The organism is Caecibacteroides pullorum (assembly GCF_019239235.1).
Classification (GTDB): Bacteria; Bacteroidota; Bacteroidia; order Bacteroidales; family Bacteroidaceae; genus Bacteroides; species Bacteroides pullorum.
The window spans coordinates 19574-33927 of the sequence record NZ_JAAZTS010000004.1 but is presented as its reverse complement, the minus strand read 5'-3'; the positions used below and the strand labels follow the sequence as shown (position 1 = coordinate 33927).

Here is a 14354-nt window from a genome sequence, read left to right as displayed (position 1 = left end):
CTTTGAAATGAAAAACATCCTGCTTTTGACTGCTCTATTGGCTGCCTGGCTGACGCCCGCGCTGGCCTGCACTTCGGCCGTCGTGTCCGGCCGGGCGACACCCGACGGTCGCCCCTTGTTGTGGAAACATCGCGACACTGATTTTCTGAAAAACCACGTGGAATATGTCCGCGGCGAGAAGTACGACTTCATTGCCGTGGTCAATAGCGCAGACTTCCACCTGAAGCACGAAGCGTGGATAGGGACCAATTCGGCAGGTTTTGCGCTGATGAATACGCAGAGTTATAACCTCGTGGACGTGAAGGACGGCGAGGAGCGGGGCGAGGCCAACGGCCGCGTCATCTATCGGGCACTTGAGGTTTGTGCCACGGTAGACGATTTCCGCCACTTCCTCGACACCCTCGCTAAGCCCAGTCGGATAGAGGCTAACTTTGGGGCAATAGATGCCCAAGGAGGTGCCATGGTGTTTGAGGTGGATTACTATACCTATAAGATATACGACGCCAACGACCCTGCTACGGCGCCTGACGGTTATGTGGCTCGCACCAACTTTTCCCAGTCGGGACAGTACGGGCCCGGAGCAGGCGTAGTGCGCTACAAGGAGGCCGTGCGGGTGTTAGATCCTTTGGCACGTGCGCAAGCTGTCAGTCCCCAGCATATTTTTAACGATCTGTCCCGTTCTTTTCACAACTGCCTGCTAGGCATTGACCTTCGCCAGTCTCCTTTCACAGGATCGGAAGCTTCGGGCTGGTTTGTGGAGCAAGACTTCATTTCGCGAAGCAGTACCTCCTGTTCTGTTGTAGTACAAGGTGTGAAGCCGGGCGAGGCTGCTGAACAGACGACGATGTGGACGGTGTTGGGCTATCCGCCTACGGGCGTGGCTGTTCCGTTGTGGGTAGACGAGGAATTACCATCGATGGTAACAATGGACAAGACGTTGGGTACCTCACCTTTGTCTGATGCTTCTTTGCATTTAAAGGATCAGGTGTTTTCTCTGAAGTGGGGTATGGGTAGCGATCGTTATATGCACTGGGCTTTGCTATATAATGCTGAGGGTAGTGGCTACATGCAGCGCCTGGCTCCCCTTGAAGAAGAGAATTTCCGCCTGGCGGAGCCTGTATTGGAAGGTTGGCGCCGCAAGGGTCGGGTGGACAGGCAGGAGATGCAGGCGCTTTATCGCAAGTTGGACAGGGAAGAGATGTGGAAGTGTTACAAGTAATGAAAAGATATATAGAGAGAAAAGCATGAAGAACAAACGAACGATGCTGGCGGCGTTGCTGGGCCTTTGTGTGGCCCTGCCCCAGCAGGCACAGAATAAGTCCATCTATCACAAAGGGTGGATTGATTTCAACAAGAACGGCGTGAAGGATGTCTACGAGGACCCTACGCAGCCGGTGGACAAGCGGGTGGACGACTTGCTTCGCCAGATGAACATCAATGAGAAAACCTGCCAGCTGGCCACCCTCTATGGCTACGGGCGTGTGCTGAAGGACTCTCTTCCTACAGAACGATGGAAGTCGGAGGTGTGGAAGGATGGTATCGCCAACATCGACGAGATGCTCAACGGCGTAGGCGGCAAGTCGCACCGAGTGGAACAGATGCTCTATCCTTTCAGCAACCATGCCGAAGCCATCAACCGTGTGCAGCGTTGGTTTGTGGAAGAAACGAGGCTGGGTATTCCCGTGGACTTCAGTAACGAAGGCATCCACGGCCTGAACCACACCAAGGCTACACCTCTGCCTGCACCGATAGCCATCGGCAGTACGTGGAACCGTGATTTAGTGTATCAAGCAGGTACCATCGCCGGGCAAGAGGCGCGGGCTTTGGGCTATACTAATGTCTATGCTCCTATCCTCGACGTGGTGCGCGATCCCCGCTGGGGCCGTACGCTGGAGTGCTACGGCGAAGATCCTTATCTGATTGCTTCGCTGGGTGCGGAGATGGTAAAGGGCATCCAGTCGCAGGGCGTAGCTTCGACGCTGAAACATTATGCCGTCTATAGTGTGCCCAAGGGCGGACGCGATGGTAATTGCCGTACTGATCCGCATGTAGCGCCACGCGAATTGCACCAACTCTATCTCTATCCTTTCAAGAAAGTTATTCAGGAGGCTCATCCGATGGGTGTTATGAGCAGCTACAACGATTGGGATGGTGTGCCTGTGACGGCCAGTTACTATTTCCTTACCGAACTGCTGCGCGAGGAATATGGCTTTGACGGCTATGTGGTGAGCGATAGCGAGGCGGTGGAGTATGTCCAGACCAAGCATCGCGTGGCCGATACCTATGACGAGGCTGTGCGCCAGGTGCTCGAAGCAGGTTTGAACGTGCGTACCCATTTCACGAAACCGGCCGACTTCATCCTGCCCATTCGTCGTCTGCTGGAGCAGAAGAAGATATCGATGGCTACCATCGACAAACGTGTGGCCGAAGTGCTGCGTGTGAAATTTCGCCTGGGATTGTTCGACCATCCGTATGTGGAGGACACGAAAGCTTCGGACAAGGTGGGAGGTGTGGACCGCAACATGGACTTTGTCAAGCAGATACAGCAACAGTCGCTTATTTTGCTGAAGAACGAAGGTAACCTCCTTCCGCTGGACCGTCAAAAGATTCGTAAGGTGCTCGTTACTGGTCCGTTAGCCGATGAGAGTAACTTCATGGAGAGTCGTTACGGCCCCAATCGCTTGGAAAAGGTAACCGTGCTTGACGGCCTCCGTGCCTATCTGAAAGGCAGGGCCGAAGTGGTTTATGCCAAGGGATGCGATATCGTAGACAAAGGGTGGCCCGCTACCGAAATTCTGCCCTCTCCGCTGACTGATGAAGAGAAGGCAGATATGGTTGAGGCTGTACAGAAGGCTGGAGATTGTGACGTCATTATCGCTGTATTGGGCGAGGATGAATACCGTACAGGCGAAAGCCGTTCACGTACCTCGCTCGACTTACCTGGCCGTCAGCAACAGTTGCTAGAAGCCCTCTATGCTACAGGCAAGCCTGTCGTGCTGGTACTCATCAACGGCCAGCCACTCACCATCAATTGGGCTGACAAGCATATCCCCGCTATTCTGGAAACTTGGTTCCCTAACTGTCAGGGCGGAACGGTGATTGCCGAGACCCTTTTTGGCGAGCACAATCCGGGCGGTAAGCTCACAGTGACCTTCCCAAAGAGTGTGGGACAGATTGAACTGAACTTCCCCTTTAAGCCGGGGTCTCATGGTGCACAGCCTTCTTCGGGGCCCAATGGCGCAGGTTCAACACGTGTCTTAGGCGAGCTTTATCCTTTTGGTTACGGTTTGAGCTATACCACTTTCGATTATTCCGACCTTGAGGTGACGCCGCTCGAACAGTCTACTCAGGGTGACTATACCGTTCGTTTGAAGGTGACCAATACTGGCAAGCGGGCAGGCGACGAAGTGGTGCAACTTTACGTGCGTGACAAGGTGAGTAGCGTCATTACCTACGACTCGCAGCTCCGTGGTTTCGAACGCGTTTCTTTGCAGCCGGGTGAAACGAAGGAAGTCATTTTCCACCTCACTCCCGAAGACCTTCAGCTGTTGGACCGCAACATGCGCTGGACGGTAGAGCCGGGTGAATTCGAGTTTATGGTCGGTGCATCGAGCCAGGACATCCGTCTGAAGCAGACGGTGCAGGCGTTGCCTTGATGGAATTTTTATTATTTTGATGGTAGAGGGGAGGGACAGTATAACTTTTTACCCCTTCACGCAATATGTGTGATACCCTCGCAAAACTCTGCATAGGGAATCAGAAAAGTACTACTTTCACTCTGTAAAATCCCTCTTTGGCTTGCTAAACATCAACTTTAGCAAGCCAAAGAGGGATTTTATTGTATTCGCCTTCATGGTTTCACAGACCCTTAACTTTCTGTTGCTGAACTATGTTTTGTGAAAGATGGGTGAACGGGTGAAAGAATTCACAGGTCTTGCGCCGAGAGTCATGTTCCGCTTGTCCACTTACGTGGACAACACAGATAGATTTTGAATCAAGTGCAGTATGGCGGATGCTTTCACCGCAATATGCTAATAAACAATATATTGATGTGAAACTTCACAGGATTACAGCCCTCGTTTTTTGGAGAAAGGTTTGAAAAACACTAAAGGGTGATTATAACGGTTGAAGTACTTATCGAAAGCTATGAAGCAGGTGAGCAGGTAGTATATATGGTGGCTGTGGCGAATATTTATGTTGTGTAAAAAATCTGCGGTTCTGAAGAATAATCCGTTTATGTTGTTCTGCCGTTTGTTGTTGTTGCTATGGCGGAGAGTACATCACGGTACGGCAACGTGTATTATTCTTTTGTTTGTATCTTAGCTTTTTCTATATCTTATTGAAAAAATATTACTGTTTTAGTGATATGTATATATTAATTTAGTATCTTTGTAGAGACGGATTTAATGTATGATTTATTTGTCATTACAATGTGTATTTTTTGTGAATGTGTTTAATAAAATGATATAATTATGGAAATGTTTAAAGACGAAAAAACAAGTGAAGGAAAAGCACCGTATGAAGCACCGGTTGTAGAATGTATAGAAATGGTTATGGAAAATAGCTGCTTAATATCTACTAGTGGTATTGAAAGCTACGATGAAGAAAAAGGTTTTTGGGATTAATGTATTGGGTGGATTATGAGGAAGATTGGTTACTATGCAATAGTAGCTTTCATTGCGATTACTGGGTGTACAAAAGAGGAATTCTCAGGCAATGGAAGTATAAAAGGTAATTATACACTGAAAGTAGAGATAGAGAATGGAAGTGATACCCGTACAGCTGTTGACAATGAAAATCGTGTGATATGGGTGAAGAATGATCAAATAGGTGTTTGGGGGAATAAACGTACTGTTAATGCATGTTTTAAGTATAACGAAATGTCAGATGACGGTTCGATAGCTTCTTTTAATGGAACACTTGAAGATGATGAGCAACCGATTGCAGCTTATTATCCTTATAGAATGGAAGCATCATTGATTGACGACAAACTATCTTTTACTCTTCCATCGGAATATGAGTATACAGAATGTAGTAATGCCCCTATGATAGGGGTGAAACAGGAAAATGGAAATTTTCTGTTCAAGCATCTTTGTGGATTAATGAAATTGACTTTAAAAGGTGTTCCGGTTGGTTCCTCAAAACTTATAATCAGTTCAGAAGGTGAGAATGCAAAAGGAATTTCCGGTCAGGCTATAGTAACAGATATAAAGGGGGAAAATGCAATTCTTACAATTAGTGAAGAAGGCTTGAATACAGTAGCCGTGAATGTTGATGCAAAGGAAGTATCAGATAAAACGTTCTATATACCATTGCCGGTAGGTAAATATTCACAAATTTCAGTATCATATAGTATGGGAGATAACGTATATTTCCAAAAAACAATCTCGGATTGCCAAATAAAAAGAGGTGTAATTTTGAAAATGCCTGAAGTACCTGTTTTGAATGAGGGAGAGATGTTGGAAGAATATTTGCAAACAATTCGAAATTATATTTCGACTTTGATGGAAGATTCCCAAAATGATGTGGAGCTTGTGAAGGATGGACTTATTTCATGGCTTGAACAACAATCTTACGTTTCTGATATAGAATACGATGATAGCAAAGATTATGTAACTATAACTTATTCAAATGGTTTACAGTCTATGGTATCTTTTGACTATGTGGAGGATTCAACTGCCGTGGCTGATACTAAAACCGTAACAGAAGAGGTGTCATATGAATCTACAATATATGACGTAGCTTATGTGGGAGGAGAAACATTGGCTGTCTCTGGGCCTGTGCTATATTTACAAGGAACGGAGTGGGGATGGTATGGTGATGATTTAGATGATGAATTTGAGGATATTTGTGAAATAATAGAAAAATCTCCGATTAATGCTAAAATGGAAAAGTCTTACAAGGATATTTTTGTGTTGAATAGATTAGAAAAATATAGTACAATTCTTATTTCCAGTGCTCATGGCGCTGGTAATATACAAGGAGGATTTGGTATTCAATGCGATGATATACAACAAGATAGTATTGACAGATATGGAAATAGTGTTTTGCCTAATTTGGATTGTGTGATTTTTAGAAATACTATCGGTGGTGGTATAATAACACGATATAAATTTTTAGATTCTTATTTTATTAAGCCTGAATATTTTGATAATTATCAATGGCCTTCTACTTATTTTATATATGGAAATTATTGTTGGAGTTATGAGTTGGGAAAACATATTACTCCAAGTTTCTGTGGTTATAAATGTAAGACTAGTGTCACTAATAATGTACAGATGTCCAAAGAATATTTTGGTTATCTGTTTAATGGAGTAACTCATGGAGATGCTGTTGGAAATGTTGAGAAACGTGAATATGGCTACTTTGGTCTAGGACATATGTGTGAGTTAGTATCTTCTGATAAGTATAAGAAACAACGTTATTTCAGCATTACGACAAATTCTGTAAAACATATGGATGGGGTATTTGGTGGAGTAAAAGTTACTGGTAAATTTAATGGATATAACAATTTGAAAAAGCAAGGTATACAATATGGGGTCTTTTATCGTAAAAAGGACAATTCTGAATTTATCCCATCTGACCCTGCTGTAGAATTTGCAACCTTTAGTGAGTACTCTTTTCCGAAGCCATTGGATCAGGAAGGCAATCTTACCTTAGGTATATATAATCTTGATCCAGAAATGGTTTATCAATTTACCTTAGGCTTTAAATATGGAGAGAAATATTACTATGGTAACGTATGTGAGTTTACGACCGGAGCAGAAATGGATAGAGAAGCCTTGATAGATTATTATTATCAAGCTGATGGAGATAATTGGGATGCTGATGCCAGAGCGAATTGGTGTACGGATAAACCAATCAGTGAATGGGCCAATGTAACAACATCTGTTTTAGATGGTAATATGAGAGTGACAAAACTGACTTTCCCTGAATTTTCTGAAAAGGTAGAGAATATCAATTTGCAAAGATTGGATAGTCTTACCACTTTGGAGATAAACGGTGTGCATTTGAAAAGTTTGGATGTGTCCGGACTAATGCGCTTAAAATGCATTGAGGATGATTCAAGATCAAGCTCTGTAAACGGAACAAGCTCCATAGATTATGTAAACCTTGCCGGTTGCAAGAATTATACAAATAAATGGGGATTAGGAATTCCATTTAATTATGGGAAAAATACCAATCTGTCGGGATGTGTAAGTTTAGCCGGATCTTTTTATATTTATGAACATATGGAAACATTAAATTTATCTGGATGTACTGCATTGGAATATATTAATAATACGAATAATATTAATTTAAAAGAACTTGATGTTTCAGGCTGTTCGAGATTGAAGGAAATTGATATTAATCAATCAAATGATAGAATGGCATTAAACAAGATTTCCTTAACAGGCTGTACTGAATTGAAGGCATTATATTGTAATTCTTGTGAATTAACAGCGTTGGATGTTTCATCATGTAATAAATTGGAACAGCTTTATTGTAATGATAATCGATTGACATCATTGAAGTTAGGTGAATTACCTTTGCTGTATGATTTGTATTGTGCAGGTAACCAATTGGCTTCTTTAGATATAAATCAGTGTAAGTCATTGCAGACACTTTCTTGCGGTTGGAATCAATTGACAACTTTGAATGTTTCTACATTTAATGAACTTAGTAGAATATATTGTGATAATAATCTATTAACATCCATTGAGATTCCGAGTAATTATAGTTTAGGGACTTTGTCTTGTAAAAACAATAAAATCACCACTCTTGATTTGTCAAAAATGTTCTCAGATCAGAGTAGTGTGGAGGCTCAGGATAACTATATTACATTAGTTAAGTTTAGAAATAGAATGCATGAGATAAAAAATAAAAATAATTTTACGTTATGGGGGGAATATAGTGCTAGTAATAAGTATTACTCTAGTATCGATCCTCATTATGAGTATCCACAACACCAGTATGCTGAATAAATGGTAGTAGATATTCAGCAAGTAGGATAATGTGAGTTAACTTATTTTTTATCTCTCTAATAACTACATTTGAGAACGGAGGTACGCCAGTATCTCCGTTTCTTGTTCGGGGTGGAACCAACGGATGTCAGTGTCGCGCTTGAACCAGGTCATTTGCTTGCGGGAGTAGATGCGGGAATTTTGTTTGATTTTCTCCACGGCAAAGTCCAGTGTCCACTCACCGTCCAGGTATTTGAAGAGTTCCTTGTAGCCCACGGTGTTCAATGAGTTGTAGTCTTTGTGCGGATAGACGCGGCGGACTTCTTCCAGCAGGCCGTCGGCCATCATCTGATCCACGCGGCGGTTGATGCGGTCGTAGAGTTCCTCGCGGTCGCGGGTCAGTCCCACCTTGACGATACGGAAGGGGCGGGGCTTGATCTGCTGGGTGCGGAAGGATGTGTAGGTTTTCCCCGTCATGTAGCAGATTTCGAGGGCATGGATGACACGCTTGGGGTTTTTCAGGTCAACTATCTGGTAGTACTCGGGATCAAGCAGGCGGAGTTCGGCGCAGAGGCGGTCAAGGCCTTCCTCTTCGTAGCGGTGGAGCATCAGTGCGCGCGTCTCATTGTCTATGGTAGGGATGTCGTCGATGCCTTTGCAGACGGCATCCACATACATCATGGAACCGCCGGTCAGTACGACGACTTCTTTTTCTTTGAACAGCTGTTCAAGAAGTTTCATGACTTCCGCTTCGTATTGGGCGGCGCTGTAGTAATCGGTCAAGCCCAGCGTGCCCACCATGTAGTGCTTCACCCGTCGGAGCTGTTCTTCGGTTGGGGCGGCGGTACCTATCTTCAGCTCTGCGTACAATTGACGTGAGTCGGCCGACACAATACATGTGTCGAACGCTTCTGCCAGTCGCAGGCTCAGTTCCGTCTTGCCTACGCCGGTGGGGCCTATGAGTACGAGGAGAGTCAAGGGGGAATGAAGAATTAAAAATGAAGAATGAAGAATTTGGGGCAATGGGATGAATTCTTCATTCATCCGCAAAGAGGAAATTCTTCATTCTTCATTGCATTTAGTATCTGTCTTCGTCGTAAGGATTGCCGCCGCTACCCTCGTCGAAACCGCCGAAGCCGTCTTTGTCGAAGTCGTCCATATCGAAGTCTTCGTCGCCGTAGAAGTTTTCGTCGAGGTCAAGGGCCGCATTGTTCTTGGCTTCGAATTCAGCGAAGTCTACCGTCTGTTTGGGAGCATCGCCTTCTTTCTTGGTACATTTGGCACCCTTCATGTGCTTGCCGGTGATGATTTCACTAAGCTCGATGAAGAAACAGCGTTCAGTCATGTAATCGAACACGTAGAGCAACTTTTGTTTTTCGTCTTCTACCAATTCGTCGATGCGGGTTTCTTTCATCACCCAGCTGTCTATTTCGGAGTTGTCGTCCATTTCTTCCAAGGTCACTTCTTTCTCCTTTTCCCAATCTTCATCACAGATGAAGAAGGATGTCATCTGGTCATCTGTATATCCAACAGATTGGAGAATAGCCTTGTGGAAGTCATAGAAAGTGGCTTCCGGATCGATTTGTATTTCTCTGACAAAATCGTCCGATTCGTCAGAGATAAGGGTAAATCTATAAATCATAGTTTGAGTTTGTTGGTTACTAGAGTTTGTTAGTTTATTATTTTCCTCCAGGAATAATACCACGTTCTGAACTTCGTATGAAGTCGACGATGTAACGTATTTCGGGTGTCATTTCCATCTCCGCTTCTATTTTGTTCAGGGCATCGGTCGTGTTGAGGCCGCTTTGGTAAATGAGGCGGTAGGCATTGTGGATGGCCTCGATGGTCTCGTTGGAGAAACCGCGACGGCGCAGTCCTACAATATTGAGGCCTGCATAACAGATCGGTTCACGTCCGGCGATGATGTAGGGCGGGATATCTTTGCTGAAGCGGCATCCTCCTTGAATCATACCATAGCCGCCTACGCGACAGAACTGGTGCATCAGGACGTTGGCGCTAATGATGGAGTTGTCGTCAATAACGATTTCTCCAGCCATTTTCGTGGAGTTTCCAATGATACAACCGCTACCGATTAGAGCATCGTGGGCTACGTGGACCCCTTCCATCAACAAGTTATTGCTACCTACAATGGTACGTCCTTTGGCTGCTGTGCCACGGTTGATGGTCACATTTTCGCGGATGGTATTATTGTCACCTATCTCGGCAGTTGTTTCTTCGCCCCTGAACTTCAGGTCTTGCGGAATAGCACCGATGACAGCGCCGGGAAAAATGGTGTTACCGTTTCCGATGCGGCTACCATACAGGATACTGGCGTGGGCCATTATCTTGTTGTTGTCACCGATGACTACATTCTTGTCAATGAAGACAAAAGGAGCGATTTCCACGTTCTCGCCGATCTTCGCTTCGGGATGGATGTATGCTAAGGGACTGATCATAATATAAATGAAGAATTAAGAATGAAGAATGAAGAATTCAGGCTGCACAATGAGGCGTGTTCCAAAGAAATTCTTCATTCTTCATTCTTCATTATTAATTTTATTTGTTCTTTACTATCTGTGCCATGAACTCAGCTTCGCAGACTACTTTCTCACCTACGAATACGTATCCTTTCATGGTGGATACGCCGCGGCGGATAGGAGCCAACAGTTCTACACGGAATATCAGTGTGTCGCCTGGCACTACCTTCTGGCGGAACTTCACGCCGTCTATCTTTAAGAAGTAGGTAGAATAGCGTTCAGGTTCGTCGACGGAGTTCAGCACCAGCAGGCCGCCTGTCTGTGCCATGGCTTCGATCTGGAGTACACCTGGCATGACTGGTTCTTGCGGAAAGTGGCCGACAAAGAATGGTTCGTTGGCTGTGACGTTCTTCACGCCTACGATGTAGTTGGCACCAATCTCGATGACCTTGTCTACCAGCTGCATGGGATAGCGGTGGGGGAGGAGTTCGCGGATGCGGTTCACGTCCATGATAGGCGGACGGTTGCAGTCATATGTTGGAGCCTGTATCTCGTGCAGGCGGATTTCCTTGCGCATCTGACGGGCAAACTTGTTGTTGATGGTGTGACCCGGGCGGGTGGCAATGATACGGCCTTTGATGGGTTTACCGATCAGTGCCATGTCGCCGATGACGTCGAGCAGCTTGTGGCGGGCACATTCGTTGGGCCATACCAGTGGTTTGTGGTTGATGTAGCCCAGTTGCTTGGCGTCCATGTGGGGCACGCCCATCACGTCGGCCAGCTTGTCGAAGTTTTCCTGCGACATTTCGCGTTCGTAGATGACGATGGCGTTGTCCAAGTCGCCTCCCTTGATGAGACCTGCCTGAAGCAGAGGCTCAATCTCGCGTACAAAGACGAAGGTGCGGCTGGCTGCCACTTCATCCTTGAACTTGCCCATGTCTTCCAGCGTGGCAAACTGGTTGGGAAGGATGATTGAATCATAGGAAACCAGTACGTTCAGGCTGAAGCTCTCGTCGGGCAACAGGATGATGGACGAACCGGTCTTTTCGTCGCGGAACTCCGTCTTCGACTTGATGATATAGAAGTCTTTTACGGCGTTTTGCTCTTCGAATCCTACGCGTTCTATTTCTTTTACATAATATTGGGCGCTTCCGTCCAGAATAGGGAATTCAGGTCCGTTCACTTGTATCAGGCAGTTGTCTATACCCAAAGCATAGAGGGCTGCCATGCCATGTTCTACGGTGCTGACCTTTACATTGTTTTTGGCCAGTACAGTGCCACGTGTCGTCTCGACCACGTTTTCGGCCACTGCGTCGATGACGGGCTGTCCTTCGAGGTCGGTCCGCTGGATTTTATATCCGTGGTTTTCAGGAGCCGGGTTGAAGGTTACGGTCAGGTTGAGGCCTGTGTGGAGGCCTTTTCCACTGAGCGAAAAGCTGTCTTTCAGAGTCTTTTGTTTCAACATGGATTATTTCTTTAATTGTTGTTTCAGTTCATTCAATTCTTTGCGGAGCGCATTTAGCTCGAAATACATGTCGGGCAGCTTGCGGAAGATAGCCTGCGACTTGAAATAGGGCTTTTCTTCCATAGGCGGTGTGCCTATCAGTCGCTGGTTGCTTTCAGTGCTGCTGGGCACGCCCGACTGGGCACCAAACGTTACTTTATCGCCGATATGGATGTGACCGGCGATGCCTACTTGTCCGCCAAACATACACCATTCGCCTATCTTGGTCGAACCGGCGACGCCTACCTGTGCGGCCATCACCGTGTGTGAACCTATCTCGTCGTTGTGGGCTATCTGGACGAGGTTGTCCAGCTTCACACCGCTGTGTACGATAGTGGCTCCCATGGTGGCGCGGTCTACGCAAGTATTGGCACCTATCTCAACGTTGTCTTCGAGAATCGTGATGCCGATTTGTGGAATTTTTTCGTATCCTTCGGGTGTCGGGGCAAATCCGAAGCCATCGGCGCCGATGACGCATCCGGCATGCAGGATGCAGTTGTTGCCTACACGGCAGTCGTGATAGACGGTTGCGCCCGGATAAAGGATGCAATGACTACCTACGCGGGCTCCGGCACAGACAGTGGCATGCGGATGCAGGGCAGTGCCGTCGCCGATTACTACTCCATCACCTACGTAGGCAAAGGGGGCTATGTAGACGTTTTCTCCCACCTTGGCTGTGGGGGCTACGTAGGCCAACGGGTCGATACCCTTCAGTTGCGGTTTGCTCTGTTCGTAGAGCGTAAGTAGCTTGGCAAGGCTCTCATAAGCGTTATCCACCTTGATAAGGGTGGCTTTTATTTCATGCTCGGGTTCGAAGTCCTTGTTCACCAAGATGATGCTGGCCTTCGACTCGTAGATATAGGGAGTGTACTTCGGATTGGACAGAAAAGAGATGGCGCCCGGGATTCCTTCTTCAATTTTGGCGAAGGTATGCACGGTCGCATTTTCGTCTCCTACGATTTCTCCCTGTATATAGGCAGCTATTTGTTTGGCTGAAAATTCCATGTCTGTTTCTTGCTAAATGGTTTTCAAAACACAAATAACGGACTTTTTTTTTATATTTCCTTGTCCTTGGGTGAATATTTTATACTTATCTATGCAGCCTCAGGTAGCAAAGGTAGTATTTTTTTACCTTCTTCGAGAGCAGCTGGATGTTGAGCATGTCCGATGCATCGGCGATGTTCTTCGTGGTGCCGTCCTTGTAGAGAATGTCGATGCTGTCGTCGGCAGGGTTGTACATGTTCTTTTCGATGCGGGGGACGGAGACGAACCAGGCGGCTTCGGCAGGCGTCACGTCCAGCGCGGCAGCTATCTGTGCCGTCAGTTCCTGCTTGCGCTCCTCGGTGGCGGGTTCGGTAGAGATTTCCACCTTGAACAGGCGGCGGTCCACCATGCCCGTACTTAGCGTAGACAGGACCTTGTCGGGATGGTCGCTCCATACCTTGAGAGCTGTCCAGATGTCGTTGTCGTCCAGGCGGATGAAGTTCTCCAGGCAGGCCGGGTCGTCGTAGAAGCGCGTACGGTCCACGTCGTTGTAGAGGAAGAAGCGCAGGGCGGGCGAGGCGAAGAGGTCTTCGCCCTTGGCGGCCAGCTCCTTGGCACGGAGCAGGGCGGCGATGAGCATCCGCTCGTAGGCCACGGAGGCCTTGTGCAGATATACCTGCCAATACATCAGACGGCGGGCCATGAGGAAGTTCTCGATGGAGTAGATGCCTTTTTCCTCGACGACGAGGTGGTCGTCCTTGACATCGAGCATCTTGATGATGCGCGCCGAGCCGATGTTTCCCTCGGTGACGCCCGTGTAGAAGCTGTCGCGCCGCAGGTAGTCCAGGCGGTCCATGTCGAGCTGGCCGCTGACCAGCTGGTGGAGGAAGCGTTTGGGATACTCATCCTTGAATATCTGGATGGCCAGCGTCAGCTGCCCGTTCATCTCGCGGTTGATGCGCTCCATCAGCAGCAGGGAGATGTCTTCGTGGGAGACGCCGCGTACGATGGTGTCTTCCAGCACGTGCGAGAAGGGCCCGTGGCCGATGTCGTGCATCAGGATGGCGGCCTTGACGGCTTCCGCCTCGCTGTCGAAGATGAAGTTGCCCTTGGCCGTCAGGTGCTGGATGGCCTCGGTCATCAGGTAGAAGGCGCCGAGCGAGTGCTGGAAGCGTGTATGTTGGGCGCCGGGATAGACCACGGACGATAGGCCCAGCTGGCGGATGCGCGTCAGGCGTTGTAGCAGTGGATGGCACACGAGGTCGTAGAGCAGTCCCTTCGGTATGTTGATGAACCCGAAGACGGGGTCGTTGATGATTTTGCGTTCGTAGCTCATGATTTCTGTTTTTAGGGTGAGGATTGGATGGGACGATGGGCAGATGGTCTCCGTTTATCGTCTGTGTACTCTCGGTTCAAAGCCTTTAAACCGTCAGTTTACTCCGTTTA

10 protein-coding genes are annotated in these 14354 nt (G+C 47.2%); 4 read left to right on the top strand and 6 right to left on the bottom strand.

Features of this window, described 5'->3' with window-relative positions:
• Nucleotides 1-7 precede the first annotated feature (7 nt).
• From HF894_RS04660 to HF894_RS04645, 4 genes are all read left to right on the top strand, one after another.
• Nucleotides 8-1219 (top strand): C45 family peptidase, encoded by a 1212-nt coding sequence (locus tag HF894_RS04660; RefSeq protein WP_204971282.1) that lies wholly within the window; start codon nt 8-10, stop codon nt 1217-1219.
• A gap of 25 nt (nt 1220-1244) precedes the next feature.
• The gene (locus HF894_RS04655; RefSeq protein WP_204971281.1) at nt 1245-3656 is read left to right on the top strand and encodes a glycoside hydrolase family 3 N-terminal domain-containing protein; all 2412 of its coding nucleotides are present in this window, start codon (nt 1245-1247) and stop codon (nt 3654-3656) included.
• A gap of 816 nt (nt 3657-4472) precedes the next feature.
• Nucleotides 4473-4625 carry a hypothetical protein gene (locus tag HF894_RS04650; protein WP_204971280.1) on the top strand — a complete coding sequence of 51 codons (153 nt, stop codon included), beginning with the start codon at nt 4473-4475 and terminating at the stop codon, nt 4623-4625.
• 15 nt (nt 4626-4640) lie between these two features.
• Nucleotides 4641-7964: a hypothetical protein gene (locus HF894_RS04645; RefSeq protein WP_204971279.1), complete on the top strand. Its 3324-nt coding sequence runs from the start codon at nt 4641-4643 to the stop codon at nt 7962-7964.
• A 63-nt stretch (nt 7965-8027) separates the two neighbouring features.
• Here the strand turns inward: HF894_RS04645 and miaA are convergent, their stop codons facing one another.
• From miaA to HF894_RS04615, 6 genes are all read right to left on the bottom strand, one after another.
• Nucleotides 8028-8987 carry a tRNA (adenosine(37)-N6)-dimethylallyltransferase MiaA gene (gene miaA / locus HF894_RS04640; protein WP_204971278.1) on the bottom strand — a complete coding sequence of 320 codons (960 nt, stop codon included), beginning with the start codon at nt 8985-8987 and terminating at the stop codon, nt 8028-8030.
• Between the two features lie 34 nt (nt 8988-9021).
• On the bottom strand, nt 9022-9585 hold the full coding sequence (locus tag HF894_RS04635) for an IS1096 element passenger TnpR family protein (RefSeq protein WP_021848606.1): 564 nt from the start codon (nt 9583-9585) through the stop codon (nt 9022-9024).
• A gap of 37 nt (nt 9586-9622) precedes the next feature.
• A complete protein-coding gene (gene lpxA, locus HF894_RS04630; protein WP_021848607.1) occupies nt 9623-10399 on the bottom strand; it encodes an acyl-ACP--UDP-N-acetylglucosamine O-acyltransferase in 777 nt (258 codons plus the stop codon).
• 100 nt (nt 10400-10499) lie between these two features.
• Complete coding sequence (locus HF894_RS04625; protein ID WP_021848608.1) at nt 10500-11885, bottom strand: bifunctional UDP-3-O-[3-hydroxymyristoyl] N-acetylglucosamine deacetylase/3-hydroxyacyl-ACP dehydratase; 1386 nt, start codon at nt 11883-11885, stop codon at nt 10500-10502.
• 3 nt (nt 11886-11888) lie between these two features.
• Nucleotides 11889-12929, bottom strand: a complete 1041-nt coding sequence (lpxD, locus tag HF894_RS04620; protein ID WP_021848609.1) for a UDP-3-O-(3-hydroxymyristoyl)glucosamine N-acyltransferase — start codon at nt 12927-12929, stop codon at nt 11889-11891.
• Between the two features lie 85 nt (nt 12930-13014).
• Nucleotides 13015-14244 carry an HD domain-containing protein gene (locus HF894_RS04615; RefSeq protein ID WP_204971277.1) on the bottom strand — a complete coding sequence of 410 codons (1230 nt, stop codon included), beginning with the start codon at nt 14242-14244 and terminating at the stop codon, nt 13015-13017.
• Nucleotides 14245-14354: the final 110 nt, after the last annotated feature.